A 25,698-nucleotide genomic window follows, 5' to 3' on the forward strand; every position below is an offset into this window, starting at 1 on the left:
GTGACTGGTCCGGGACGGCGGCCAGACAGACGTCAGCGAAGTGCGGGGCGCCTCGGTGACGGTGTGGGCCGCTCGGGGCGGCTGTCGGGGTCCGTGGTCTCACCGGTGGCCTGGAGTTCGGTGCGGGCTCGGGACGCCCATGGCTGGGCTTCGAGTTCGTCGAATGTCTCCAGGGCGGTGCGAAGGTGGTTGCGGGCGTCGTTGCGGCGTCTTTCACGGCGGAGTCATTCCCCGTACAGCGGCTCGGTGCGGGCTCGTTCGACGGCTGGGTGGTGCCCTCGTCGTGCAGGTGCAGGGCGTCCGTGAAGTGCCGCTCGGCCTGGTCGTCCGTGCCGGTCAGGGCCTGACAGCGGCGTGAAAGGGCGAGTGCCGCGGGCGTGCGGCCTGCGCCCGTTGCGCCGGCAGCGCCGCGGGATCGGTCAGGCGCTCTCGCTGCCCGGCCCGGATCGCGGCCTTCACCAGGTCGGGGAGGAGGAAGGCCGCGCGAGCGGGGTGCCCCACGCGGGACCTTGCGGTTCCAGGTGGGTGAGCGCGTTCGCGGCATCGCCGTACTCCGGTGCCGCTGTGCTCAGGATCGGTGCACTGCTGCTGTCCGCCTTGCAGGGCGAGCAGGTGCAGCGCGGTGTGGAGCCAGCCGACCACGTCCTGGGCCCGGCGGTCGCGTACGCAGGCGATGGCGGTATCGAGGGTGGTGCGGTGATCGGCGAAGAGCCGGCTGTACGTCCCTGCCAGGACCCTTTCGGTGAACCCTGCCTCCCCGTCCCCGGCCTGCGCATGCCTGATGGTGTCCCTGACCGTGTCTGGAGGGCGTCCCCTTTCAACGCCTGAAGACCTGGAGAACCTCCCGTGATCCGGACTACGCGGCCAAGAAGGCCCGCGTCGAGCACCTTTACGCGATCGCTGACGACGAGGTCATACTCAGCGCACTCAATTCCTGGAGTTCTGCCGCTACCTGCGCACGCTCAACCCAACGGAGGTGGGGATCGCCATCGTCTGTGACAATTTCTCTCCGCACCTGACCACGAAGAAGTGCCAGCGGGTCGGCACCTGGGCGGCGGCGAACAACGTCGAAGTCGCCTGCACCCCGACGAACTCCTCCTGGCTGAACCGGATCGAGGCCCGGTTCACGGCCCGCCGACGACCGGTTCCTCCGCGCCGTTGTCGACCGGGCCAACACTGCCTGATCCGGAAGCGCTATACGCCGGTGGTGCCGTCGATGCGTTCCCGGAGCAGGTCGGCGTGGCCGTTGTGGCGGGCGTACTCCTCGATCATGTGGACGTAGATCCAGCGGAGGCTGACGTCCTGCTCCATGAAGCGGCCGGTGTCGGTCAGAGCGCGGTCGGCGCAGTGCTCGCGGGCGCGGGCGGTCTCCGCGTGCCAGGTGGCCAGAGCGTCGCGCAGGGTGGCGCCCTCGGCCAGTTCGAAGCCGCCGTCGGGGGCATCGGGGTCGGCCTGCGGGTCGTAGACGGGCGGGGCCTGTTCTCCGGCGAACACTCGGCGGAACCAGTTCCGCTCCACCTCCGCCCTGTGCTGGACGAGGCCGGTCAGTGTGAAGGCGGACGGGGGCACGGATGCGACGGCGGCCTTCTCATCGTCCAGGCCCTCGCACTTCATGGCGAGGGTGGTGCGATGAAAGTCGAGCCAGCTTTCGAGCGTGGTGCGCTCGTCGGTGTTCAGGGGCCGCATAGGGCGTTCGATGATGGCCATCAGCCGATTACCGCCAGCGGCCGAATCCGTCGACAGGCAGGATTTCATAGCGGGGCGAACGTTGCCTGATGCGGCGCTAGATCGTCCTCGACGACGTCCAGTTCGCCCGCCGCGACTTCCAACACCGCGCCCGGCCGGCCGTCATGTCCGGCTCGGCGAGGCGCCGGTGGCTCTCGCTCCCCACTCATCTGCCCAATGGGCGGTCGACCCTGATCAGAGACGCGGTTCTTGTGGACCACGAACGATCCCGCCGACGCGTCGCTTCCATGTTGCCCAGTTCTACGGGGCAAGCCCCGACCGGCCACTGCTGCGCCCTGAATGGACTCCGTGCTTGCTCGGATTCATGATCGGGCCGGCACCGCCGATGTGGCGGAGGAATCGACGAGAGCCTTGCTCAACCTCTTGGGCTGGAAGAGGCGCATCTTGCGGAGCAGCCAACCGACTCATCGAGCAGTCCATGGAGGAGTGGAACCGCGTCAGCCGAGGTGAGGCCCCTGCGGGCTGAGCCGGAGTTTTGGTCCGTGACTGGTCCGGAAGCGCTGGTCAGGAGTGGGACACCGGTGGGAGGAACTGGGAGTTTCGACGCAAACTCGGCTTCGCCCTGGGAGGCGCGAGCGAGAGGCGCCTGACGGGTAAAAGCCCAGTTCAGGCGCCTCTCTTTGTGTCCCTAGAAGAAGCCGAGCCGCTTCGGCGAGTAGGACACCAGCAGATTCTTCGAGTGCTGGTGGTACACGCCTCGCGTGGCCGCTGACCTGCGGTAACGGCCACGATTCGGCCAAGCCGCAGATGGCTTGTCCGAGTATGGCCCGGATCTTGGTCGGTACGGGCGGGCCCATTGCCCGGTGGCCCGAAGCGACGGCGAGCTGGCATGCAAACGAGGGGCGGGCCGACAGGTCTCCACTTGTCCGAACTCGCCACTGCCCGACGGCACGTCGATCCCGTAGCACTACTTGTTCACGCCACAGCATGGGAAGCCACAGCCACGCAAGCGGCGGCACTTCCCGGCTGACCACCTCCCGCTCTTGCGCATCGCGCGACAGGCACCGGGGACGTTCCGGGAGGCGCAGGCAGCCTGACGCGGCACGAGGTCACACAAGATCCGATGCCGCTTTCGCCGACCGGTGACCTCCTGCGGCGTGCTGCCCGGTACCGCGTCTCCGATCAGCTGTGGGCAGAAGGCCGACGCGTTCATCCTCCAGCTGTACCTGACGGAGTGGATGGTGAAGGCGGTGCGGCCCGCTGCGGAGGATGTCAGCGCCCCACGCCGTAGTCACGATCTGCGTAGCCGTGTCGGCACCGCATGACGCCTCTTGCGTTGATCGGTACGGCTACCGGGCGCCTGCTGGGCGAAAACCCAGGTCAGGCGCCCTGCGAGGCTCATACCGATGCCAGGGTCCGCCCTGGCCGACAGAGGGGGCGTGGGTCACGGAGAGGGCCGGAGAACCGCTGACCGCGCAGGGCGAGCTGCGGTGAATGCAGCGGGCACGGCTGTCGATCAGGCCGGCCGTCCTTCTGAGGGCTCCTTCTCCGGCCGGACCTGCGGCATGCCCGGAAGCAAGGATGAGCACCGGCCCGGCGGGCGTGTCAGCGCCCGCCGGGCCGGTGCCGGTCTCTCCCGCTACGGTGCGTCGGCCTTCGAACCGGCCTTCGGGCGCGCTGCGGCGATGGGACTGCGGAGGCCGTTCAATGCGCCGGCCGGCCGGGCTGGGGCAGGGGTGTTCGTGACGGCCCCCCAGCGGGCGGGGTCGGTTCCGCCTGGGCGGATGAGAGCGTTGCGGGCTGTGGACGGTGAGTCGTTGACCAGCCTCTGCTCGCGACTCGTCCGGGCGGAGCGCGGCGCGGTCGTCACGGCTTCATCTTTTCGGCCTCCCGGATTTCGTGGAGGTGGATGAGAATGTCGAAGGACTTGGCGATCGTGATGTCGCGGGGCTTCTCTGGGAATTGCGTGCCGATGTTGAGCGTGGGTCGGGCGACGTTCAGCCAGGCGCGCGCGGCGGCCGGGGCCTTGCGGACGTCGAGGTAGAAGTCCCGGTAACGGACCTGGTCGAGGGTGTGCTCATTCCTGCCGGGCTCGGCGGCGCCCACGGTGAACTTCTTCCACTCGCCGCCGAGGGCGGCGTCCTTCGACAGGAACGAGCCCTGGTTGAAGGTGAAGCCGATGGGCAGGTAGTTCTTGCCGATGGTGTCGCGCAGGAACGACCCCTGCGTCTTGGAGTACAGCTCGGGGTTGTCGGAGACGTAGCCGACGTGGTTGTTCTGCGCCGACATCAGGATCTTGTCGCCGGTGTGCTTCTGCCACCACGTGACGTTCTGGGCCATGACCTCGTCGCGGAAGCGCTGAAGGCTGTTCAGGGACTCCCGGTCGGCGGGGTTCAAGGTGAAGAACTTGGCGGTCTGGGCGATTGAGCGGGCGTTCTGCTCGGCCCAGTCGAAAGCGTCTCCGCCGGAGCCCTTATGGCTGCTGACCAGTTCTAGGGCTTGCTGCGCCTTGGCGGCGAGCTGCTGCCGCTCCGCGAGCGGCTTGGCCAGGTAGGCGAAGGCGTCGTCGATGGGCCGCAGGCCGGTGTAGAGCTCGTTGAGCCGCGGCAGCGCCTCGGGGTGGTTCTTCTTCGCATAGCCGGTCACTCGTTCGAAGAACGCGTCATTCAACGAGGGGGCGCCGATGTCGTCGCCCATGAAGTGCACGGGACGATCGGGGTGGTTGCGGTTGTAGTCGCGCATCCACTCGATGAGACTCACGAACTCTTCGCGTTCCCAAGGAGAGTTGGCCAGCGTCTGTGCGGCGATCTCGCGGGCGTCGCCCTTGCCGGTCTGGAGGTAGTCGTCGATCTGGAGTCCCGCGGACCAGCTCAGCTCCAGGGCGAAGGTGGTGAAGCCCTTCTTTTCCACCAGGTGGCGGAAGACCCGCTCCTTCAGGGTGAAGAACTCGTGGGAGCCGTGGGTTGCCTCGCCGAGGCCGACCACCTTGGCATCGCCGATCATCGCGGACAGGGCTCGCAGGTCGGCCGTGCTTCCACCCGGCTCGGTCGCACGCAGCGGATGAGCGGCCCGCTCCAGTACGTGTACGGGGTCCTGCTTCCCCCTGGCCGTGGGGACCGTGTCGACGGTGGCCGCCTTGACCGCCGCGGGAGCAAGGACCGCCCCTGCCGCGATCGCCACCGCCACGAGGAGCCGCGGGCGGCTGATCCGCTTCTTGTGAGTAGCCATCTGCTTGTACCTTTCGATCAACGTGCGTTTGGGTTTTTGAGAAATGAAGGCCCGGGGTCCCGTTGCCGCACGCTGAGGGCAGCCGCCGGACTCTTCCGGGGGCAGCCCCAGAAGGTGGACGAGACCTGGTGCCGTGTGTGGCCGTCCGAGCGCTTGATCGGGCGGAGGTTGAGAAGTCGGGCGTTCACCGCCGAGGCCGCGACCCACACACGCGGGGCAGCGCCGACCCCGGTGGATGCGGCATTCACCGCCGAAGCCGGGGTGATCGCCGACGGTGGTGGCGGCTTGTGCCGGCAGTCACGCTCGCGGTGCTCGCTCGCGCCTTCTTCGCGGTGGTGGTCGTGCGGGAGTGCGAAGGCGGCGGCGCGGCGTTCAGTTCGTGCTGACGCGGTCGTACGGGACCGCAGTGGGACCCGGCTCGCCGGCCCGCCGCCCGGGCTCGTACGGCGAGGGCTGCCTGGCGGTACGGCGTGGCCGGACGGGCCACCACAGGGAGCGGCCGAGCAGGGCGGCGAGCGCCGGGATCAGCGCGACGGACAGGACGAACGCCGACAGCAAGATGCCGAGGGCAGTCGCGAAGCCGATCTGCTGGGTGGACGGGGCGGGGTTCGCCGCGAGGCTGCCGAAGGAACCGGCAAGCACCAGTCCGGCGGTGGCGATGGCCGGTGCCGTATGCCGTACGGCGCGGGCCACCGCCGAGCGGGCCGGGCCCGGGCGCTCCATCTCCTCCCTGATGCGGTCGCTCATCAGGATGTTGTAGTCCGTGCCCAGGGCGACCACGAACAGGAAGAGCACCAGCGGCAGGGTGAAGTTGACGCCCGCTTCGCCGCGCACATGCTGGAACACCAGGGCGGAGGCGCCGAGCGTGGCGGCGAAGCCGAGCCCGACGGAGACCATGAGCACCACCGGTGCCAGGACGCTGCGAAGCAGGACGAGCAGGATCAGCGCGATGAGCGCGGCGGCCATGGGAAAGACCAGCTCCAGGTCCCCGGAGACGGCGGTGGAGATGTCCGCGAAGATCGCTGCCGTGCCGCCGACGTGTGCCTCGGCGCCCGTGGGTGTGTGCTGCGCGACGGTCGCCCGCACCGGGCCGGACACCAGGTCGCGTGCCTTCTGGCTCTGTGGGTCGGCAGTCAGGTAGAGGCCGATCCGGGCGGCGTCGCCCACCTTGTCGTAGACGACCGGAGTCACCTGGCCCACGCCCTGAGTGCGGCTGAGCGCCTTGACCATGACGTCGACGGCGTGCCGGTCGAGGGCGCCGCCGTCGCCGCTGGTGACGTAGACCTCGGTAGGGTCGGACACCCCCGCGGGCAGGGCGCCGGAGATCTCCGCGGCGGTGGCCGCGGCCGGTGTGCCAGTGCCGCCGCTGCCGGCGCTGTAGTCCATCTTCATGCCGGCCATCCCGGCGGCCAGCGCACCCAGCAGAACGATCGCGCCGACCGTGACGGCGAGCGGTCGCCGGGCGACGGTGTCGCCGAAGCGTCCGGCCGAACCCTCGCGCGGCGCGCGCTTCAGGGCTTGGGAGGGCCAGAACATCCTGCGTCCGGTGACCGCCAGCAGGGCGGGCATGAAGGTCAGGCTGGCCAGCAGCATCACCATCACGGAGATCGCGACGGCCGGGCCGAGCACCCGGAACTGCCCGAAGCTGGCGACACCGAGAGTGGCGAAGGCGGCGACGATGGTGAGCGCCGCCGAGGTGATCGCGGAGCCCACCCGCGCCGTCACCTCACCCGCGATGTCGCGGGTGTCGCGCTGCGGCTGCGCGCGCAGCCGCTCACGGAAGCGGAACAGCAGGAACAGGAAGTAGTCGATCCCGATGCCGAGCAGCACCACGCTGATCAGCTGCGGTGTGCTCGGGTCCAGTTTGATCCCGGTGAGCAGCGCCGTGCCGACCACCGCACCCGCGGCGGCCCCGCCGACGAGGCTGACGGCCAGGAGCGGCAGGAGAGCCGCCAGGGCACTGCGGAACACCAGCATGTTCAGCAGCACGATCAGGCCGATGGTCAGTGCCCCGGCCACTGTGCTCGTGGTCTTCTCCGCCTCGCGGCTGTCGACGAGGTCGGCCAGACCGCCGGCGAATCCGGTGCGCAGTCCGTCCTGCGCGTACCTGCCGGAAGCGGTATTCCGGAATTCCTTGAATACATTCTGCAGACCGGGGTCGGTCGAATTACCGGAAAGGCCGACAGAAAAGAGAACGAAAGCGCGGTGGGGTGCGACCGTGCCGAGCGTCACCTTCGGCGTCTGGGAATAGTCCTTCGCCAGGAAGTCGGGGGCGTCCTCGGACTTCGGCATGGCCACCCGCTGCCTGCCGAGCGCCGCTGCCGCTGCCTCTGCGCGCTGCTGGTCGGCCGCGCCGAGCGGCTTCCCGTCGGCCCGCTTCACCAGCATGGTCACCGCATTGGCGTCCGGCTTGATCCCGAACTTGTCCTCGGCGACCTTCAGTGCCGCCGCCGAGTCGTACTTCTCGGGCAGGAAGTCACCGAGCTGGCTCTCGGTGACCCGGTACATCAGTGCCTGACCCACTATGGCCAGTCCTACTCCCAGCAGCACCCAGAGGGTGATGACTTTCCATGGATTCCTCGTGGAGAATCCGGCCAGGGTGCGAATCACGGGGACTCCGGTTCGAAAGCTATCTCGGACAGTTCCCTTCCAGCACATCACCGGAGTTCGCGCAGATCGTCGGCGTGCGGAACGAGAAGCCGTACGGGGCCCTGGACCTGGCCGTCCACCGGACCAGGACCCTGGTCCTGGTCCGATCTCGGCCGAGGGGCGGAGCCGGCGCTGCGGCACGCAGGGACAATGGCATCAGCCAGGTACCGATGCCGGGCGGGCCGTCCGGCATCACGGCGGAGAACAGCGAAGAAGGGACCAACATGGCGACGCGTCGCAGCGCCTTGCCGTCGCGCCAGGAACTACGCGGGCGCCTCTTCCCGCCGGACGCCGACACGTTGCCGTGGACCCGCAACGACGCCCTGCTGACCGTCGGAGCGGCCGTCGTGGACCTCGTCGGATATACCGCGTTCTCACAGGTCGCAGGCGTGCCCATGTCGAGTGTCGGCATCCTGCTACTGGCGGTGTCCGCGCTGCCGCTGCTCATGAGGCGCCGCTTCCCGCTCACCGTCATGACCGTCAGCCTGGTGCTCGTTGCGCTGCTGAACCTGACGACGTCCATAAGCCATCACTTCGGCGTCACCCTCGCGGTCGCCCTCTACTCGGCTGCCCGGACGGGCCGTCCGTGGGCGACGGCCGCCCTGACGATCGGGGCGATAGGCGTCACCCTGCTCACCCCGGACCTCGCCGCCCCGCATGGGTTCGGGAACGTGACCAGCGCCTCCCTCGCCGCCTGCCTCGTTGCCGCCACCGGCCTCGCGGTCAACCGGTGGCACCAGGAGACGGAGGCCAACCGCCGGCTCCTCGCCGACCGGGCGCTTGCCGAGGAACGCCGCCGCATCGCCAGGGAGCTGCATGACATCGTCGCCCACCGCATCACCATCATGCAGCTGATGGCGGGCGGTGCCCGCGCCAACCTCGACCACGACCCCGGTGTCGCCCGCGATGCCCTGGTCACCTTGGAGGAGTCGGGGCGGCTGGCCCTGCGTGAGATGCGGCAGCTCCTCGACGTCCTGCGGACCGACGAGGACACGGCGACCGACCGGCATGGCACCCCGGAGGCGCCGCAGCCTGGCCTGGCCGACCTCGACCGCCTGATCAAGGAATCTCGGCAGGCCGGACAGCCCACCGAGCTGACCGTGGATGGCGAGCCCGGACGACTGCCGCCGGTGGTCGGTCTCACCCTCTACCGGGTCGTCCAGGAAGCACTGACCAATGCCCGCAAGCATGCAGGGCCCAACGTCCCGGTGAAGGTCCGCCTCACATGTCTACCCGAGCGCGTCCGCGTGTCCGTCACCGACCAGGGCGCGATGGACGCGGCAGAGTTTCCTTTGGCCCCCGGCATCAGGCATGGCGCCGGACACGGTCTGGTCGGCATGCGTGAACGGATCGCCCTGCACGGCGGCGTGCTGGAGGCCGGTCCGCTGTCCGAGGCCGGCTTCCGGGTCGTGGCCAGCCTGCCGCTGGAAGCTCCGACGGGCGAGGAAGAGGAGACTGACCGGTGAGCTGGACAGACGTCGAAAACGAGGCCGCGGGCGAGCGGATGATCCGGGTACTGATCGCGGACGACCAGCCGCTTGTGCGGCGCGGGCTGGCCCTGATCCTCGGCCCCTCTCCGGGCATCACCGTGGTTGCGGAGGCCGAAAACGGCGAGCAGGCTCTTGTGCTCGCCCGCGAGCACCGTCCCGACGTCGTGGTGATGGACATCCGGATGCCCGTCCTCGACGGGGTGGCCGCCACCGAGCGACTGGCTCGTGACCTTCCCGAGTGCCGGGTGCTCGCCCTCAGCACCTTCGACATGGACGAGTACGTGGTCGCCGCACTGCGCGCCGGCGCATACGGTTTCCTGCCCAAGGACAGCTCGCCCGAGGACCTCGTGGCCGCGATCCGCACCGTCCGTGCGGGCGAGGCCGCCGTCGCTCCCCGTCTGCTGACCCGGCTGATCTCCGCCTATGTCAGGAACGAGCAGGTTGCGCCCCCGAACCGTCGGCGGCCCGCCGCAGAGAACACCCCCGGTCTCACCCCGCGCGAGGTGGAGGTCTGGCGCCTGGTGGCCACCGGCCTGGACAACAACCAGATCGCACACACCATGGAGATCAGTGTCTCTACCGTCAAGAACTACATCACCAGCATTTTTGACAAACTCGGCGTCCGTGACCGGGCGCAGGCTGTGATTGCGGCCTACGAGTCGGGCCTGGTGGCAGCCCGACGGGCCGCCGACCCGGACTGAACCGAGCCCTTCGGGCCGGGACGACGTCCTGCCGTGTCATCTGTTGCCCCGCCTCAGGCCAGAGTCGACGGCGCTGGGTACGGTGCCGGAGTCAGCCCGCACCGCGATCCGGCACCGGACTTCATGGCCGGCCCGCCTGCCTGCCGTCAGCGCAAGCGTGGGTTCGGGCTTGGTCGACCCGCGGATGCCGAAGACCAGCCCGGCTCTGCCGCTCCCCACGGCCAGGAAGGGGGACAGGGCCCGAAGCTGTCGGACGGCTGCCCGCGATGACTCCGGCGTTCTCGTGCCCGAGCTTCACCGAGAAGCGTGGGAACAGGCCGTTCACTGAGGGTCGTTGAGCGCGCCGACGTGTGAGCGGCACAGGCCGGCGGCCTTGATGTCGACAACGACCACATAGGAAACAGGTGGGGGTCACCCTCGTCGGGCCCGGGACGGCAGGTCCCGGGCCCGACACCCGCCGAGGGTGCGTTGGCTGGTGGTTACGCCTCCTGGAGCTTGCCCACGATCCACTCGCCGAGTTCTCGGGTCATGACGGTGTGGCCTTCGTTGGTGGTGGCGCAGAGGAAGTCGTGAAGATCGCTTTCCTCGGCGTCGACCTTGCTGTAGAGGGCGTTGTGGTCATCGATGCGGGCCGATGCCACGGCGCTGACGGTGGGGACGAAGGTGGAGGCGTTGTGGGCGAGTTCCGCCGGGACGCCGTTGACAACCCCGGCCAGCATGGCGGCCATGCCGAAGTTGGCGGCGTCTTCCAGGAGCGGGGCCTTGGGGAAGAGGCCTCCGGGGGCGCCGTCGAGTTCGGGGAAGCCGGTGGTGCGGATCGAGACCCGGTCCTGGCCGGGCTTCTCCATCCACGCGACGGTCTGCGATCCCTTGCCCTGGGTGCGGAGCTCGCCGGCCACCTCCGGCCCGTCGGCGGTCAACGCGGTGTCGCCGGCGGGGATGGCGTTCCCGTCACCGGTGCCCGTTCCGTTGGCGACACCGAGGAGGCGGGGGATCTGGGGCCAGCTGCCCACCCGCTCCAGGGCGTTCAGGAAGTCGGTCCGCTCCTGGTCCTGGCCGCCGGCGACGTCGAGGGTCGTGTCGGCGCCGGTTTCGAGGTGCCAGCGCAGCATCTGGCGAGCGGCCGGGCTGTTGACGAGGTCGGAGTAGAGGCTGAGGAGCGGGTTGGTGTCGCCCCAGTACTCCTTCACGAAGTGGGCGAATGCCTGGACTCCGAGGGGCAGCCACGCGCCGCGGTGCGGGGTGTCGTAGGAGAGGTAGGTGGAGGTCTCGTGCTGCTCCTTCTGCCTTTCCATCTTGGCCAGGGCGTAGCGCGTGACCAGTCCTCCCATGCTGAAGCCGCCCACCGTCAGCGGGGCGTTTCCTTCGCGGTCGGCGACCGTCCTCCTGATGCACTCGATCGCGACGGCGGCGTTGTCGAGGATGGACGCGGAGCGGTCGGCGAAGCCCAGGAGGACGACGTCGAAGCCGTTGTCGCGCAGCGTGGAGATGAACGGGTAGTCCCCGTTCTCCAAGCCCGCGTACAGCAGGCGGCCGTTGCTCGCTCCCGAGGCGAAGCCGTCGGCGAGGATCACCGGCCGCTTGACGTGCGTCTGGCCGGACGAGCTGTGGAAGACCCAGGCGGTTCCGTTGCGGAGCTCCCACTCGGTGTCCCAGGGGGCCGCTTGCGTGGCTGCGGGCTCAGCCCCCGGAGAGGTGCCCCAGATGTTGACGACAGGCTTGGACATGCTTCGACGTCTCCTTGGTATCGCGGCTGATCATGCCGAACACGGCCATCGTCTCGACGCGAGCACCCACCCCCCGACCGACTGCAGCAAGATCACTCTTCCGGGGACGGAATGGCCTATAGCGCTCCCTCTCTCGCGCCTCGCGTACGCGGGGCGCGCCCTCTGGCCGATGAGAACGCGGTGGTACCGGGATTCTGAGTCGGGGGGCATGCCCAGGTGTGACAGGTCCGGGTTGGCCCCGCGGGTTGCGGCACAGAGGTGTGCACGTCTGGTGAGCAGCTGTGCGCGGAGGGCCGCCGGCAGCAGCGCCAGCTCGCCGGAGTGCTCGCCGGTACGGCCGCCGCCCTGGCCGCCGAACTGTGCCTACGTTCCGCCCTGCGGGCGACGCCGTGCTCCGGATGCCGCGACACCGGCACGTGCACGCCTTGACGGTCGGCATGTCCCCATGGGACGGGCCGGTGTCCTGTGCAGAGCGTTGTGCACCCCTGGGTGGTGACGAGAGGGTCAGTGGGCAGGGCGGCGGTTCGCCACGGAGCGCACGCCGAGGTAGAGCACGGCGGCGATGGCGCTGTCGCGGCTGTCCGAGGCCTCGTTCGGCCAGACGGGGAAGGCGGGGACAAGTGGACCCGCCGCCTGGGTTCTTTGGGGTTGGCGGTGTTGTACACCGTGATCTCTATCGGTGTGGTGCAGACGGTGCTGGCCGGTGGTTCCTCCGGGGGCCGCCCCGGTGACGAGACGTCGAAGGAGTACACCGCGAGAGTGCTGAACTGGCCGGGCGGGCGGGTACTCGTCGGCGCGTTCGGAGCTGTCCTGGTCATCGTGGGCGTGGTGATACTGGTGCGCGGCCTGATGCGGAAGTTCGAGAAGAATCTCCGGACGGACGAGATGAGCCCGGCGCCGCGGCGGGTCGTCGCGGCGCTGACCACCCGCCGGCTCCGCACGACCGGAACCGCGACGGTCGCCACCGTGAGCCCGACCGTCACGTCCTTCGCTCGCGACTGCGACGGGCCTGGGCCACGTGGCGGGGGTCTTGCCGCTCACCGTACGGAACGCGCACGCGACAGTTACTGCTTGCTGGGGTGCTTGGCCGGCTCGGCGTTGCGGCCGGTGGCCGCCAGCAGTGCGAGTACGGCGAGTACGGCGAGGAGGATGAGCACCAGGAGCAGGACGGTGAGCACCGTGGGGTGGTTCCAGAAGGCGAAGACCAGCGCCAGGATGAGCAGCACTCCGATGGTGAGCCACCGGCGGTAGGTGTTCACCCAGGTGCCCACCTTTCCGGTGTGCATTCCGTGGGCGCCGCCCCAGCGCGCGGCCGAGTCGGCCGTACGGTCGGCTGCGCCGCGCACGGCGCGCGGCATGCGGCCGGCACCGGACAGATACGCGCCGAGCGCCACGAGGATCCCGAGGACGATGGCGGTGCGGATGCTGACCCGCAGGAAGCGGAGCAGCGTGTCGAAGATCGCCGCGGCGGCGTCCGGTGACTGCACCTGCTCGGGCAGGTGGTCGAGGTAGTAGTTACGTGCGATGACCAGGCCGATGGCGAGGACCAGGCAGGCCGCGGCCGCGCCGAGCATCGTGGTCACCAGGGCCCGGCGACGGCGGCGGGCGAGTACCACCCCGATCGCGCCGAGCACCACCGTGAGAATGGGCAGCCAGTTGCCGACGACGTCGAGCAGATGGACCCCGTCCCTGATCTTCTCCAGCTTGTCGGACTGGAAGAGCACCATCTGCTTGTTGACGTCCGGGATCTTCTCGGCCGGGGAGAGTCCGGCGTCCACGAGATCCTTCTTGACCTGCTCGACGGCGGCCCCCACGTCGAGGGTGACCGTGCCGCCGCTGACCTCCACGGAGCCCCGGCCCTCACCGGTGAGTGCGTGCACCACGGCCGCATGGGCGACCCGGTTGGCGCCGGTCCAGACGGTCTCGAACCGGTCGCTCTCGACGAAGCGGGTCGCCACCTTCGTGACGGCCTGGTCGACCGCCGAGTCCAGCTGCGGCCCCAGCGACTTGATCGCCTTACCGACCCGGGGCGGCAGCCCCTGGGACTCCAGCCATGCCGCGATGTCGGACGTGACCTGCGAGCCGTCGACCCTGGCGTCCGCGGCTGCGGCGATGCGGGTGACGGCAGCCGCCTCAATGGCCGGGTCCGACGCGAGGGGGGTGACCGTCGAGACGTACCGGTCGGTGTCCAGCACGATGTCGTGCACCCAGACGGTGATCAGGGACACCGGAACGAGGATGCAGGTGAGCGTGATCAGCACGGCCGAGACGGTGCTCATCGCGATCCGTCCGGCGCGTGAGCCCTTCCGGCTCGACGACGGCGGCGACGGGGTGTGAGGAGCGACGTCGGACGGCTCGGGCTCGGGCGGCGTACTCATGACACTCCCGGGACGGCTGCGGTGAAACTGCCTTTTGCCGTCATTAGGCACTCAAGGTTGCGGCTACCGCACTCTGGGTTGGTCTTCTGGGGTGTGAGCCAGCCCCGGGAGACTGGCGAACACCACTACGTGCTTCGGGTGACCGCGTCCTGGCGCTGCGATCGGCTTTCCGAAGGGGAGGTGAACTGCCTCGCTCCGCTACTTCACTCGACGGCGGCAGTCTGTGGGTAGCCACGACCTGCTCAGCCGTATCCGCCGTCCGGGGGCTCACCAGCACCCAGTTCAGCCGGCTGCCGTACGATTCGCGCTCTCGTCTGCCCGGATTGCGCCGGCCCGCACGCGCAGTTCCTCGACGATGCCGACACCCCCTAGCACGCCGGCGACGCTGGCACCGGCGGCGACGGACATCATCACAGTGGCCGGGTGCAGGGAGACCGTGCGGCTCTGGATGAACGGCTGCACGAAGTTCCCCTCGATCGCTTGTACCCACGACCACGAGGAGCGCCCACAGTGCCGTGGAGGTTCCTCCATCGGCCAGGGCGACCAGCACGGCCACCAGGCCGGACAGGAAAGCTCCCACAAAGGGCATGTAGGCACCCAGGAACACGAGGGCGCCCAGACCGGCGGCTCAGGGCACGCCGAGGATCACCAGCCCGGTGAAGATGAGCAGGGCGTCGATCACCGCGATGAGCATGGTGCCGCGCATGTAGCCGCTCAGCGAGGCATAGGCCTGCCGTCCGCATGCCACCGCAGTCTCGGCCTGGCCGCCGGGGACCAGGCGGCGGGCGAATGCCTCGGTGCGGTTGCCGTCGCGCAGGAAGAGGAAGAGGAAGAGGAAGACCAGAGCGAGGGCGAGGACCAGGCCCGCGAGGACCTGCGTCGCCAGACTCAGGCCTGACACCACCCCCGACGCCACCGAGCGGCCGATGGCTGTGCCCGCGTCGGACATGCCGTCGACCGCGCTCTGCATCCGCTCACCCACCGAACCGAAGCGGTCGGCAAGTTCGTCCCCCGCTTCGGCGAGACCGCGGGCGATCTTCCCAGCACTCTCCGAGAGCGATTGGACGACGCCGACAAGCGCGGCGCATACCAGGATGACCAGACCTGCACAGGTGAGCCCGGCGGCAAGCGTGCGCGAGGTCCCGTGCTTCATCAGCCATGGCATCAAAGGCTGGAGCAACGCCGTCCCCAGCAGGGCGAGGATGAACGGCACCGTGGCTGCACGAAGCCCCACGACGACGAACACGATGAATGTCGCCACCCCGAGCGCCAGCAGCACGGTCGCCGACCAGGCCGCGACCTTGCGGGTGGTGGGCGACAGGCCCGTGAACAAGCGGTCGCCGCCACTGTCGCGGACCTGAGCCATCTCGCACCCACCCATTGATACCGGACCCGCCGGCCAGCAGGTTCGGGCCCAGTACAGCCGCGACCTGCCGCTCTGTCGTGCTGCCTCGCCCGAAGCTCCCCTCTCGCAGTAACCCGCTATTCAGGATTCCGCGCGGGCCAAGGTGACGGCTGTCCCGTCGTGGCGCCCTGTCCGGCCCGTGGCCGGCAGTCCACAGCGGCGGTCAGCAAGGCACGACCGCAGCGGCTGACGATGCCTGCCCAAGCCGGTGACCTCTTACCGCCCCGAATGGCATGCACTCGGGTGCGGATGTCCCCTGGTCATGTCTAGGTGGACTTGTCATCCCCGTAGCGACCCAGTCGCGCCGCCATGTTCGAGGAGCTCCCGTGAAGCGTTACCTCCTGACCGTTGCGCTCTGCGCCACTGCGGTGTTCGGACTCGCCGCATGCTCCGACGACGACAGTTCGGCGTCGGATGATGCGACCAAGGCTGCCGGCGAGCTCTGCACCGACCTCTCCGAACTGAAGGGCGACAACGCCAAGCTGAAGGCACTGGATCCGAGCTCCGCGACCAAGGAGCAGGTCGAAGACGCGGTTGACGCCGTTCGTGACGACTGGGACAGCGTCAAGGAGAACGCGGCCACCATGAGGGAAGCCGAGCGGACGGCTGTCCAGGAAGCTGCCGACGACCTGAAGAAGTCCTACGACGACCTGCCGGACGACACCACAGGGCGGGATGCTCGTACCCAACTCCAGCCGCAGATTCAGAAGCTCGAGGAGACCGTGACGGCAGCTGCGACCAGCCTCAACTGCTGACCGGACAAGCCTCGGCGTGCCAGTGCTGCGGCGGACCCGGGCGGTGATCACCGCCTCAGGCTGCAGCGTTCGTTCAACCCACGCACGCCGTCACGCACCGGCTGTGCCCTCGGCAGGTCGCAACGGATCGCAACGGAGCCCTGGCCCGCCGCCTGGTGCAGCTGATGCGCATGCGGCGTGTCCATGAGGCGGGCAGCATGGTGGTATGAGTGGATTCGCAGAGATTCCCGCGTCGGTGACGACGCCCGACGCGGTGGAGACAAGGATCGGCCCGCTGCGGTTCGCGGACGGGATCCCGGATGCCGCCACGTGCGAGAGGGTGTTCGACCACCTGGATCTGACGCACGGCGTGAACGCGTATCTCGCGGGTCTGCCGGGGGTTTCGGTCCGGGCGATCCGGCAGGGCTTCCTGGACGCGGGCGTGGCCGACAACACGGTGCTGCTGTACTCGGGCCTGATGGACAGCGCGTCACTGTTCCTCACCGGTAACGCCGACACCGTGTACTTCCTGAGTTTCCTCGACCTGACGGACGGGCCGGTAACGGTCCAGGTGCCGCCGGGCTGCCTGGGCACGATCAATGACATGTGGTTCCGCTGGGTGATCGACTTCGGGTTGCCCGGCCCGGACCGCGGTGCCGGTGGTACGTACGTGTTGCTGCCACCTGGTTACGACGGTCCGGAGCCGGAGGGCGGGCTGTTCGTCCGACGCTGTTCCACCTGGCAGGCCATCGTGCTGGGGCGGGCGTTCCTGGAGGGTGGTGACCCGGCGCCGACGGTCGCGCGGATCAAGGAGACACTGCGTATCGCCCCGTACACGCCCGGCGGTTACGGCACCAGCATCGGGTCGTTCCTCCAGGGCAAGGCGCCGCTCGCGCCGCTCGCCTCCGTCGAACCTCCAGCCTTCATCGAGGGCACCGGCCTGGTGATCAACACGCTCCCGCCGAACGACTACTCCTTCTACGAGGTGCTCAACACGCTCGTCCAGGAGCAGCCCGCCGACTCCGGAGATCTGGAGGCGGGCGGCGCGTTCCGCGCGATCGGCATCGCCAAGGGTCAGGAGTTCAAGCCCGACACCCGGATGCGGGGTCTCCTGGAAGAGGCTGTGGCGATCGGCAACGCGAGCGGCCGCACGGTCGGCCTGCGTGCCCGACAGCAGGAGGGCTTCGCCTACTACGAGGACTCCGCCTGGTTCAACCCGCTGTTCATCGGTGGCTTCGACTGGACATCCCCGCCGCCAGAGATCACCCCGGACGGAGTCCAGCTCCATGACCCCACTTCCGGCCGGGCGTTGAACTCCCGTACCGCTTTCTACTACATCGCCACCGGCGACTCGCCCGCGATGTGCATGCGCCTGACAGGCGTCGGCTCCCAGTACCTGATGGTCGCGGCCGATTCCGTCGGCGTGCCGCTCGACGGTGCCCGCCACTACCGGCTGACGCTGCCGGCGGGGATCCCTGCGGGCCGGTTCTGGTCCTTCACCCTGTACGACAACCAGACCCGGTCCATGCTGCAGACCCCGCAGCGGTACCCCTGGGCTGGGAGCCAGACCTACCCCGCCCCCGCGGCCACGGCGAACCCGGACGGCACCACCACCCTCCACCTCGCCCCCGAGCGCCCCGCCGACGCGGCCGAGGGCACCTGGATCCAGACCACCCCGGGCAAGGGCTGGTTCGCCATCCTGCGCCTGTACAGCCCCGAGCAGCCCTTTTTCGACAAGACATGGCGACCGAGCGAGGTCGAACCCGCCGACTGACACGACCGCAGTGGAGTGAACAGCGGCGCAGCGGACTGCGATGCGCTCTCACGGGGAACGTGGCGGGCGCCGGGCGGCCACCTCGAAGGAGCACCCTGACAGCTGGCCAAGGAGCATCGCACGATGACGGAATACCACGAGAACGCCCGGCGGTTGCGCAACGCGGTGGAGCCGGTGGCAGCAGGGGTGTATTTCGCCCCGGAGGCGCACGCGGCGTACGAGGCACTCGGCTTCGACCCGAGCCCGGTTGCCCAGGACGGTGTGGCCCGGCCGGAGATGAAGGCCTACTTCACCAGCCGCGGCGCGTGCATGGGGCAGGTGCCGGGAGAGGTCGTGGCCGCCGCGTTCGGCTGCTTCAACCCGAAGGCCGTAGTGCCCGGCGTTCATACGGGCTGGCAGATCACCGACCGGGAGGCAATCATCGAGGCACGGCAGCAGGGCGCGACGGCGATGCTGCAGCGTGTCCTGAGTGAGCAGCCCGAGGGCCTCGCCCGGGTCACCGACCTGCTGCGGCGGGCCGCCGACGCGGCACCGTGGCCCGCCCGGGGCATCTACTCGGGGCTGCGCTCGCTCGGTTTCCCCGGCGGGCCCATGGGTGACCTGTGGCGGGCGGCGGACCTGGTGCGCGAGCATCGCGGTGACAGCCATGTCATCTCCTGGGCGGTCGGCGGTGTCGACGCCGTGGAGATCCTCCTGCTGACCGAACAATGGTGGGGGCTTCCGGCCCGCGCCTACACACCCAGCCGTGGATGGACCGAATCCGACATGGACGCCGGCTTCGACAGGCTCAGGGAACGCGGGCTGATGACCGCCGACGAGAAGCTCACCGACGCGGGTCGGGCATTCCGCGAAGAGATCGAGGTCCGGACCGACGAGCTCGAACGGCCGCTACTGGCCGCGCTCGGCGACGACCTGGACGAGCTGTTGGAGCACCTCGACGCCTGGTCCGAGGCGATCATCGAGGCCGGTTCCTATCCGCAGAGGATCTCCGGCGTGTACAACGTCGGAGGCGGCCCCCACTTCGGCTCGGGGCTGACCATCGACACCGCTGCCGAGATCTTCGGCAACGCCAACTGACCGGGTTTCGCATGATCACGATCCTCCCGAGTGGTAAGGCCTGCAACGATGGGCCGTGTCGCCACGCGGCGGTGGCAGGAACCGGTGACTGATGCGGTGGACGCCCGGCGTGCCGGCGGTGCATTTGACTCACTGAGCCGTTTGCAACCTGCTCCAAGGCGCAACGCGGTCGCCGCAAGCGCAGGGCTCGACTGCAGCGGCTGAGCGCCGTACTTGGCTGCTGCGGCCAAGTGCGGCGATCAGAGGCGGCTCAGGCCGTGGCGGCGGCTCGTGACGCGCGGCGTCGGCCGGTCCCGCTGTCTGTCGTGCCTAGGTCAGGCCCGCTAAAGGTGGTCGAGCAGCCAGGAGCCATGCTCGCTGCTGATGAGCCGGCCTCCGGGGTCGACAGCGCCGGTGGTGTTCTCGTGGAAGTCGTCGGCGGTCAGCTTGCTCGCGAAGTTGCCGTTGACCAGCTTCAGCAACCTGGGCCTCTGCGGCCACTGGCCCAGCCTCTCCAACGCCTCGCTCTCTTCTTGGGAGGGCGCCGTTCCGTTGCAGGAGAAGTACGTATCGGTCTGGTGCTGCATCCTGTCTGTCTTCGAGGCGGTTGTCGCCTGGTGCGGCCGCTTCTCGCCCTCGAGTCCGGCTGCACCATCGCTCAATACGTGTTGGTATGGAGTGGTAGGCCCGCCCCGAGCATGGTCGTGCCCGGTAGTCAGGTCTTGATCCGGTCACTCATCCATCCGCGGAGGAGACACACATGGCCTCCGACCCCGATTCGGTCGCGGAATATGGGCAAGAATCGGTGGTCATCGCCAGCTTCGATGGACACCGTGACGCCGAACGCATGCTGGCATCGCTCGGGCGAGGCTTTCGCAAGAAGGCACGCAAGGGCGGAACGACTGCTGCCGTCATCGGAGCCAACACCGACGGGTCACTGAAGCTGACGCAGTCTCGCGTGACGACAGCCAACGACTTCGCCTACACCCTGATGTCTGTCTCGCTCGCATGGATGGTCGGACTCATGGGAATCCGGTCGATGTTGAAAGGGGCCAAGGGCGAGGCCCACGCCGCGCACGTGCGTCAAGGACACCTACGGGCGGATGCGCACCAAGCCCACGAGATCCTCGCCGAAGCCGGCCCGAACGCGGTAATCACGCTGGTCCGTTGCAAGGATCGAGACACGCGGCAAATGGTCGCGGCAGCAGCCGCCGACCGTGCAAGACGAAGCTGGGACGGCTCGCTCACAGATTTTCTCGCCGCCCTCGATCCCGGAAGCACTCACGACTGGGTGCGCGCTGCCCTCGGTGAGCCCACCAGTACGAACCGCTAAGGCTTGTCCCGAAATGATCTTCAGAGGTGGGCGCTGTCTCCTTTGAGGCGGCAGACCCGGAGGACAGCCCGAGTCCGTTTGAGAGGAGCGCTGTCGTGACGTTCGTGGAGAAGCACAGGCTTGGAAGCGATGGGTCGGAGCGTACGGCTCGAAGATCTCCTGGGAGGGGGAGATCTTCGGTGTAGCATGTGTGAGGCGTTGGCCGAAACGTATCCCGAGTACGCCGGCCAGGCGACGGCGGCCGCGACGATGGAGTGGCTCAATGTCCATCTCGCCGAGGACTACGGCCACGCGATCGGCGTGAGCATCAGTCTGGAGCAGGCGGAGAAGCCGGGCCGGGAAGGCGCGGAGTTTGTCCGCAAGCATTCGTTCGAAGAGGTGGCCAAGATGGTGGCCAAGGAGACCCCGGCAGCCGACAAGCTGTACGAGGAACTCGGCCGCCACGCCAGCACCCCCGAGATGAAGGCCTTCGCTGACGCCTTGATGGTGCACGAGCCCGCGCTCCGTGACTGGGTCAAGTCCGAGGTCGATGGAAACTCCGACGGGGCCGAAAAGATCTTCGCTTATCTCGAACGCCACGGGATCAGCAGAAAGGAAGCGGTGACCCCACGGCGAGACAGAGAAAGCTACCGCGGGGATACGCAACACCTGGTGCTCGCGTTCTTCCCCGACGAGGACCTCGCCGACGAGGCAGCGATGGTGCTGAAGGACTGGGAGCAGGCCAGCGAGCACATGAAGGTCGACGGGGTCGGCCTACTCGTCAAGGACAAGAACGGCGAGATCAAGGAACACAAGCTCGGCCCGTGCCCATCCCGCCCCAGTTCGTACGCATCCTCCGCGCACACATCGAACGCTTCGGCGTGGCGCCGGACGGCCGGCTGTTCCGGAACCGGGCCGGCAACTACGTGGACCCAGCGGCCTATGGCACGACATGGGCGCGGGCGCGGAAGTACGTGCTGACACGAATGGAGCTCGCCTCCGGGCTGGCCAAGCGGCCCTACGATCTCAGGCACGCCGGCATCTCGTTCTGGTTGTACTCCGGTGTGGACGCGGCCGAATGCGCTCGCCGCGCGGGTCAGAGCATCGAGGCTCTCTTCCGTCACCACGCCAAGTTCCTGGATGGCGTGCGGGAGCAGGCCAACCGCCTCATCGAGCAGTCCATGGAGGAGTGGGACCGCGTCAGCCGAGGTGAGGCCCCTGCGGGCTGAGCCGGAGTTTTGGTCCGTGACTGGTCCGAAGGGGCTGGTCAGGATCGGGACACCGGTGGGATGAAGTGGGAGTTTCGATGCAAACACGACCCCGTGATATGCGGGGTGAGCGAGAGGCGCCTGACTGGTAAAAGCCCAGGTCAGGCGCCTCTTTGTGTGCCTCTAGAAGAAGCCGAGCTTCTTCGGCGAGTACGAGACCAGCAGATTCTTCGTCTGCTGGTAGTGGTCCAGCATCATGCGGTGGGTCTCGCGGCCGATGCCCGACTGCTTGTAGCCGCCGAAGGCCGCGTGGGCCGGGTACGCGTGGTAGCAGTTGGTCCAGACGCGGCCCGCCTGGATGGCGCGGCCCGCGCGGTAGGCGGTGTTCGTGTCGCGGGTCCAGACGCCGGCGCCGAGGCCGTACAGGGTGTCGTTGGCCGTGCTGATCGCGTCGTCGAAGTCGGTGAAGGAGGTCACCGCCACCACCGGGCCGAAGATCTCCTCCTGGAAGATCCTCATGCGGTTGTCGCCCTCGAAGACGGTCGGCTCGACGTAGTACCCGCCCGCCAGTTCGCCGCCGTGCTCGACGATGTGACCACCCGTCAGAATCCTCGCGCCCTCCTTCTGCCCGATCTCCAGGTACGAGGCGATCTTGCGGAGCTGCTCGGCCGAGGCCTGGGCGCCGATCATCGTGTCCGTGTCCAGGGGGTGGCCCGGGACGATCTTCTCCGTACGGGCTACCGCCGCCTCGACGAACTCGCCGTAGTGGCCGCGCTGGACGAGCGCGCGCGAGGGGCAGGTACAGACCTCGCCCTGGTTGAGGGCGAACATCGTGAAGCCTTCGAGCGCCTTGTCGCGGAAGTCGTCGTCCGCCGCCCACACGTCGTCGAAGAAGATGTTCGGCGACTTGCCGCCCAGCTCCAGCGTCACCGGCTTCAGGTTCTCGGAGGCGTATCCCATGATCAGCCGACCGGTCGACGTCTCGCCGGTGAAGGCGATCTTGGCGACGCGCGGTGAGGACGCGAGCGGCTTGCCGGCTTCCTCGCCGAAGCCGTTGACGACGTTCAGGACGCCCGGCGGCAGCAGGTCCGCGACCAGGCTCAGCCAGAAGTGCACCGAGGCCGGGGTCTGTTCGGCCGGCTTGAGGATCACCGCGTTGCCCGCGGCGAGCGCCGGTGCCAGCTTCCAGACCGCCATCAGGATCGGGAAGTTCCACGGGATGATCTGCGCGACGACGCCCAGCGGCTCGTGGAAGTGGTACGCGACGGTGTCGTCGTCGATCTCGCTCAGCGCACCCTCCTGGGCCCGCAGCGCCCCCGCGAAGTAGCGGAAGTGGTCGATCGCGAGCGGGATGTCGGCGGCCAGCGTCTCCCGGACCGGCTTGCCGTTGTCCCAGCTCTCCGCGACCGCGAGCGCCTCCAGATTGCTCTCCATCCGGTCCGCGATCCTCAGCAGGACGGCCGCGCGCTCCGCCGGAGCCGTCCGCCCCCACGCGGGGGCCGCCGCGTGCGCCGCGTCGAGGGCGCGTTCCACGTCCTCGGCCGTGCCGCGCGCGACCTCCGTGAAGGGGCGTCCGTCGACCGGGCTCGGGTTCTCGAAGTAGCGACCGAGCGCCGGGGCGACGTACGCGCCTCCGATCCAGTGGTCGTAGCGGGCCTCGTACGACATGATCGCGCCCTCGGTACCGGGTGCGGCGTAACGGGTCATGGGCATGGCCTCCCTGGGACGCGCCGGCCGTCCCTGACCGGCGCTCACCGGCGAGTGTGCGGACCCGGACGTTGCAAGACCGTTGCACCGGCGGACAGTTCCGCCTCCAACGCGTCCAGGCGTGCCCGTACGGGCGGGAGCCGGGACGCCGGAACCGCCGCGCACAGCGCGCGCCAGACGACCCGATCGTCCTCGCCCCACACGCTGTACGCCCAGTCGGCGAGCAGCCCCGGATCGCCCCTGTCCACGAGCGCCGCCCGCAGCCGGTCCGCGAGCCGCTCCCGCAGCCGTACGACCCCGGGGGCGGACGAGGAGGGCAACAGCGGACCCGCGTACTCCCCGGCCGCCGCCGCCACGGCCCCCGAGGCGAGCCGCCGGTCCACCGCCGCGAAGTCCGCGTCCACCACACCCGCAAGGCGGTACGGGCGCGACCGCAGCAGATCCGGACCCAGCAGCGCCCGCAGCCGGGACAACTCCGCCCGCAGGGTCACCGGAGTGACCGACTCGTCCTCGTAGAGCAGCATGAGGAGCTCCTCGCCGCCCACTCCCTCCGGGCGGTGCGCGAGCAGCACCAGGATCTCGCTGTGGCGGCGGCTCAGCCGGATCCGCCGGCCGCCGGTCGAGAGCAGCGCCTCGTCGCGTCCCAGCGCCGCGAGGCTGAGCTTGCCCGCGTCCGGGACCGGCCCGAGAAGCGCCAGTTGCGACTCGGCCGCCCGCGCCACCGCCTGGACGAAGCCGAGACTGTGCGGGTGTGCGAGCCGCCGCCCGCCCGTGATGTCGACCGCGCCGAGCACCCGCCCGCTGCGCGGATCGTGCACGGGCGCGGCGGCGCACGTCCACGCCCGCACCGGGTGCCGGAAGTGTTCGGCTGCGACCACCTGCACCGGGCGGTCGACGGCGAGGGCGGTCCCGGGCGCGTTCGTCCCGGCCGCCGCCTCCGACCAGCGCGCCCCGGCCACGAAGTTCATTCCCAGCGCCTTGCGCAGTGTCGCCGGGTGACCCTCGACCCACAGCATCCGCCCGGCGGCGTCGCAGACCGCGAGCAGATGCTCCCCGTCCGTCGCGTACGCCCCCATCAGCTCCCGGATCACCGGCATCGCCGCCGCCAGCGGATGGCCCTCTCGGTACGCGGCGAGCTCGTCCTCGTCCAGCTCCACCCGGGCCGCGCCGTCCGGGCTCACGCGCGCGCGTGCGGAACGCCGCCACGACGCGGCGACCAGCGGCCGGACCTGCCCGGAGGCGGGGGGCTCGGGTGAGTCGTCGGATGCCCCAGCGGGTTCGGAGCACGCATCAGCGGGCCCGGAGGACGGTTCGCCGGGGGCGGATGGTGCCTCCCCGAGGCCGGCGAGCGCCTCCCGGGGGCCGGGGTCCCCTCTGTGTGAATCCGCCGTCTTCGCCCGCCCGGCCACCCACGTATCGCTCAACTCGGCCTCCTCGTCGAGGTCGTCCCGGCCCGTCGGGCTCATCGTGATGCTCGGGGACGCCGTCGACAAGCGGCCGGGCACCCGGTCATGCGCACCCTGTCCGGGACCGGCCCCCGACCGCTCACGTACAGTAGGGCTCGGGCCGTGACTGGCGCTTGAGGTGGATCACCACCGGGGAGCGGCCCGGCGGGAGCGTGCTCCACCGGCGCGACCGTACCGATGCCGTGCGCCTGGGCGAATCACCGGTCAGAGACGACGCCCAGGAGTTGCCATGTCCACCAGCACCGCCGCCCTCATGGACGGCACGGCCCTCGCCCGCCGTACGGTCGAGGAGACCGCCGCCCGCGCCGCCGAGATCACCCGCCGCACCGGCGTCACCCCGTGTCTCGCGACCGTCCTGGTCGGCGCGGACCCGGCCTCCGTGACGTACGTGAAGATGAAGCAGAACCGCTGCGCGAAGGTCGGAATCCGCTCCAAGCACGTCGAGCTCCCCGCCTCCACGACGACCGAGGAACTCGTCGCCGCGATCACCGCGCTCTCCGAGGATCCCGAGGTCCACGGCATCCTCCTCCAGCACCCCGTCGGCCCGCACATCGACGAGCGCGCCGCCTTCGAGGCCATCGCCCCGGAGAAGGACGTCGACGGCGTCACCATGGCCTCCTTCGCCGCCATGGGATTCGGCCTGCCCGGCTTCGTCTCCTGCACGCCCGGCGGCATCATGCGCCTCCTCGACGCCTACGACGTCGAACTCCGGGGCAAGCGCGCCGTCGTCGTCGGCCGCAGCGCCATCCTCGGCAAGCCGGCCGGGCTGCTCCTCCTCGGCCGCGACGCCACCGTCACCTACTGCCACTCCCGCACCGAGGACCTCTCCTCCGTGGTCCGCGAGGCCGATGTCCTCGTGGCCGCCGTCGGCAAGCCGAACTTCATCAAGGGTGCGGACATCAAGCCCGGCGCCGTCGTCGTCGACGCCGGCTACAACCCGGGCAACGTCGGCGACGTCGACTTCGCCTCGGCCGCCGAGCGCGCCTCCCTCATCACCCCGGTCCCCGGCGGTGTCGGCCCCATGACCATCGCCGTGCTCCTCGCCCAGACGGTCGAGGGCGCCGAGCGTCAGCTCGGCCTGTAGGGGCGGTTCGTGACGGGGCGGCGGAAGGAGCGGCGGGCGGGAGCGCGGTCGGCGATGGTCACGTTTCTGCACAGGCCCCGCTCGGCGTTCCTA

20 protein-coding genes, 3 pseudogenes and 1 riboswitch are annotated in these 25,698 nt (G+C 69.3%); of the genes and pseudogenes, 13 read left to right on the plus strand and 10 right to left on the minus strand.

The genetic code is table 11. The annotated features are described in order from the left end of the window. Positions 1–803: 803 nt before the first annotated feature. A pseudogene (locus OG514_RS39415) lies at positions 804–1,184 on the plus strand (IS630 family transposase); the annotation flags it as partial. Positions 1,185–1,194: 10 nt separating this feature from the next. On the opposite strand, the gene OG514_RS30755 reads toward OG514_RS39415, so the two are convergent. Next, the gene (locus tag OG514_RS30755) at positions 1,195–1,707 is read right to left on the minus strand and encodes a DinB family protein (RefSeq protein ID WP_266900287.1); all 513 of its coding nucleotides are present in this window, start codon (positions 1,705–1,707) and stop codon (positions 1,195–1,197) included. Between the two features lie 80 nt (positions 1,708–1,787). Between OG514_RS30755 and OG514_RS39480 the strand changes: the two genes are divergently transcribed. Both OG514_RS39480 and OG514_RS30760 read left to right on the plus strand, forming a co-directional pair. Continuing rightward, positions 1,788–2,054 carry a WbqC family protein gene (locus tag OG514_RS39480; RefSeq protein WP_353962710.1) on the plus strand — a complete coding sequence of 89 codons (267 nt, stop codon included), beginning with the start codon at positions 1,788–1,790 and terminating at the stop codon, positions 2,052–2,054. An 822-nt stretch (positions 2,055–2,876) separates the two neighbouring features. Further along, positions 2,877–2,994: pseudogene (locus OG514_RS30760) on the plus strand (TIGR03842 family LLM class F420-dependent oxidoreductase); the annotation flags it as partial. 558 nt (positions 2,995–3,552) lie between these two features. Here OG514_RS30760 and OG514_RS30765 read toward each other — a convergent pair. Together OG514_RS30765 and OG514_RS30770 are read right to left on the minus strand one after the other, a co-directional pair. After that, positions 3,553–4,914 (minus strand): erythromycin esterase family protein, encoded by a 1,362-nt coding sequence (locus tag OG514_RS30765; protein WP_266900289.1) that lies wholly within the window; start codon positions 4,912–4,914, stop codon positions 3,553–3,555. Positions 4,915–5,286: 372 nt separating this feature from the next. Then, a complete protein-coding gene (locus OG514_RS30770; protein WP_266900291.1) occupies positions 5,287–7,524 on the minus strand; it encodes an MMPL family transporter in 2,238 nt (745 codons plus the stop codon). Positions 7,525–7,787: 263 nt separating this feature from the next. Here OG514_RS30770 and OG514_RS30775 point away from each other — a divergent pair, with 263 nt between their 5' ends. Then, positions 7,788–9,029, plus strand: a complete 1,242-nt coding sequence (locus OG514_RS30775; RefSeq protein WP_266900293.1) for a sensor histidine kinase — start codon at positions 7,788–7,790, stop codon at positions 9,027–9,029. Positions 9,030–9,067: 38 nt separating this feature from the next. Further along, positions 9,068–9,754: a response regulator transcription factor gene (locus tag OG514_RS30780; protein WP_266901019.1), complete on the plus strand. Its 687-nt coding sequence runs from the start codon at positions 9,068–9,070 to the stop codon at positions 9,752–9,754. A 479-nt stretch (positions 9,755–10,233) separates the two neighbouring features. Here OG514_RS30780 and OG514_RS30785 read toward each other — a convergent pair whose 3' ends face one another. Beyond that, positions 10,234–11,481, minus strand: coding sequence for a triacylglycerol lipase (locus OG514_RS30785; RefSeq protein WP_266900295.1), 1,248 nt, complete (start codon positions 11,479–11,481; stop codon positions 10,234–10,236). 693 nt (positions 11,482–12,174) lie between these two features. Here OG514_RS30785 and OG514_RS39485 point away from each other — a divergent pair. Next, a pseudogene (locus tag OG514_RS39485) lies at positions 12,175–12,273 on the plus strand (hypothetical protein); the annotation flags it as partial. Positions 12,274–12,545: 272 nt separating this feature from the next. Here the strand turns inward: OG514_RS39485 and OG514_RS30790 are convergent. From OG514_RS30790 to OG514_RS30800, 3 genes are all read right to left on the minus strand, one after another. Continuing rightward, positions 12,546–13,742: a hypothetical protein gene (locus OG514_RS30790; protein ID WP_266900297.1), complete on the minus strand. Its 1,197-nt coding sequence runs from the start codon at positions 13,740–13,742 to the stop codon at positions 12,546–12,548. A 399-nt stretch (positions 13,743–14,141) separates the two neighbouring features. Then, positions 14,142–14,390 (minus strand): AI-2E family transporter, encoded by a 249-nt coding sequence (locus OG514_RS30795; protein ID WP_266900299.1) that lies wholly within the window; start codon positions 14,388–14,390, stop codon positions 14,142–14,144. 97 nt (positions 14,391–14,487) lie between these two features. Then, complete coding sequence (locus OG514_RS30800) at positions 14,488–15,225, minus strand: AI-2E family transporter (RefSeq protein ID WP_266900301.1); 738 nt, start codon at positions 15,223–15,225, stop codon at positions 14,488–14,490. Positions 15,226–15,590: 365 nt separating this feature from the next. Between OG514_RS30800 and OG514_RS30805 the strand changes: the two genes are divergently transcribed. From OG514_RS30805 to OG514_RS30815, 3 genes are all read left to right on the plus strand, one after another. Further along, on the plus strand, positions 15,591–16,019 hold the full coding sequence (locus tag OG514_RS30805; protein WP_266900303.1) for a hypothetical protein: 429 nt from the start codon (positions 15,591–15,593) through the stop codon (positions 16,017–16,019). 205 nt (positions 16,020–16,224) lie between these two features. Beyond that, a complete protein-coding gene (locus tag OG514_RS30810) occupies positions 16,225–17,772 on the plus strand; it encodes a DUF1254 domain-containing protein (protein WP_266900305.1) in 1,548 nt (515 codons plus the stop codon). 123 nt (positions 17,773–17,895) lie between these two features. After that, entirely contained in the window at positions 17,896–18,849 is a 954-nt protein-coding gene (locus OG514_RS30815) for a hypothetical protein (protein WP_266900307.1), read from the plus strand. 323 nt (positions 18,850–19,172) lie between these two features. On the opposite strand, the gene OG514_RS30820 is transcribed toward OG514_RS30815, so the two are convergent. Further along, positions 19,173–19,415 (minus strand): hypothetical protein, encoded by a 243-nt coding sequence (locus OG514_RS30820; RefSeq protein ID WP_266900309.1) that lies wholly within the window; start codon positions 19,413–19,415, stop codon positions 19,173–19,175. 173 nt (positions 19,416–19,588) lie between these two features. Here OG514_RS30820 and OG514_RS30825 point away from each other — a divergent pair, with 173 nt between their 5' ends. From OG514_RS30825 to OG514_RS30835, 3 genes are all read left to right on the plus strand, one after another. After that, positions 19,589–20,161, plus strand: a complete 573-nt coding sequence (locus tag OG514_RS30825) for a hypothetical protein (protein WP_266900311.1) — start codon at positions 19,589–19,591, stop codon at positions 20,159–20,161. A gap of 198 nt (positions 20,162–20,359) precedes the next feature. Continuing rightward, positions 20,360–21,121, plus strand: a complete 762-nt coding sequence (locus tag OG514_RS30830; protein WP_266900313.1) for a hypothetical protein — start codon at positions 20,360–20,362, stop codon at positions 21,119–21,121. Positions 21,122–21,126: 5 nt separating this feature from the next. Beyond that, positions 21,127–21,369 (plus strand): integrase, encoded by a 243-nt coding sequence (locus tag OG514_RS30835; RefSeq protein ID WP_266900315.1) that lies wholly within the window; start codon positions 21,127–21,129, stop codon positions 21,367–21,369. Positions 21,370–21,531: 162 nt separating this feature from the next. Here the strand turns inward: OG514_RS30835 and OG514_RS30840 are convergent, their stop codons facing one another. Continuing rightward, positions 21,532–23,055 carry an aldehyde dehydrogenase family protein gene (locus tag OG514_RS30840; protein ID WP_266900317.1) on the minus strand — a complete coding sequence of 508 codons (1,524 nt, stop codon included), beginning with the start codon at positions 23,053–23,055 and terminating at the stop codon, positions 21,532–21,534. Positions 23,056–23,099: 44 nt separating this feature from the next. After that, positions 23,100–24,521 (minus strand): GAF domain-containing protein, encoded by a 1,422-nt coding sequence (locus tag OG514_RS30845; protein WP_266901020.1) that lies wholly within the window; start codon positions 24,519–24,521, stop codon positions 23,100–23,102. 92 nt (positions 24,522–24,613) lie between these two features. Then, positions 24,614–24,722, plus strand: a riboswitch (ZMP/ZTP riboswitch). Positions 24,723–24,750: 28 nt separating this feature from the next. Between OG514_RS30845 and OG514_RS30850 the strand changes: the two genes are divergently transcribed. Continuing rightward, positions 24,751–25,605: a bifunctional 5,10-methylenetetrahydrofolate dehydrogenase/5,10-methenyltetrahydrofolate cyclohydrolase gene (locus OG514_RS30850; protein ID WP_266900320.1), complete on the plus strand. Its 855-nt coding sequence runs from the start codon at positions 24,751–24,753 to the stop codon at positions 25,603–25,605. Positions 25,606–25,698 lie beyond the last annotated feature (93 nt).

It is taken from the genome of Streptomyces sp. NBC_00572 (assembly GCF_026341815.1).
In the GTDB taxonomy this organism is placed as follows: Bacteria; Actinomycetota; Actinomycetes; order Streptomycetales; family Streptomycetaceae; genus Streptomyces.

Bases quoted from the DNA above. Each gene is read 5' to 3' on its own strand.
- OG514_RS30775 (WP_266900293.1), top strand. From the start codon at position 7,788: ATGGCGACGCGTCGCAGCGCCTTGCCGTCGCGCCAGGAACTACGCGGG.
- OG514_RS30755 (WP_266900287.1), bottom strand. From the start codon at position 1,707: ATGGCCATCATCGAACGCCCTATGCGGCCCCTGAACACCGACGAGCGC.
- OG514_RS30800 (WP_266900301.1), bottom strand. From the start codon at position 15,225: ATGGCTCAGGTCCGCGACAGTGGCGGCGACCGCTTGTTCACGGGCCTG.
- OG514_RS30765 (WP_266900289.1), bottom strand. From the start codon at position 4,914: ATGGCTACTCACAAGAAGCGGATCAGCCGCCCGCGGCTCCTCGTGGCG.
- OG514_RS30825 (WP_266900311.1), top strand. From the start codon at position 19,589: ATGGCCTCCGACCCCGATTCGGTCGCGGAATATGGGCAAGAATCGGTG.
- OG514_RS30815 (WP_266900307.1), top strand. From the start codon at position 17,896: ATGACGGAATACCACGAGAACGCCCGGCGGTTGCGCAACGCGGTGGAG.
- OG514_RS30795 (WP_266900299.1), bottom strand. From the start codon at position 14,390: ATGGAGGAACCTCCACGGCACTGTGGGCGCTCCTCGTGGTCGTGGGTA.
- OG514_RS30785 (WP_266900295.1), bottom strand. From the start codon at position 11,481: ATGTCCAAGCCTGTCGTCAACATCTGGGGCACCTCTCCGGGGGCTGAG.
- OG514_RS30850 (WP_266900320.1), top strand. From the start codon at position 24,751: ATGTCCACCAGCACCGCCGCCCTCATGGACGGCACGGCCCTCGCCCGC.
- OG514_RS30835 (WP_266900315.1), top strand. From the start codon at position 21,127: ATGGAGCTCGCCTCCGGGCTGGCCAAGCGGCCCTACGATCTCAGGCAC.
- OG514_RS30820 (WP_266900309.1), bottom strand. From the start codon at position 19,415: ATGCAGCACCAGACCGATACGTACTTCTCCTGCAACGGAACGGCGCCC.
- OG514_RS30810 (WP_266900305.1), top strand. From the start codon at position 16,225: ATGAGTGGATTCGCAGAGATTCCCGCGTCGGTGACGACGCCCGACGCG.
- OG514_RS30780 (WP_266901019.1), top strand. From the start codon at position 9,068: ATGATCCGGGTACTGATCGCGGACGACCAGCCGCTTGTGCGGCGCGGG.
- OG514_RS30840 (WP_266900317.1), bottom strand. From the start codon at position 23,055: ATGACCCGTTACGCCGCACCCGGTACCGAGGGCGCGATCATGTCGTAC.
- OG514_RS30845 (WP_266901020.1), bottom strand. From the start codon at position 24,521: ATGAGCCCGACGGGCCGGGACGACCTCGACGAGGAGGCCGAGTTGAGC.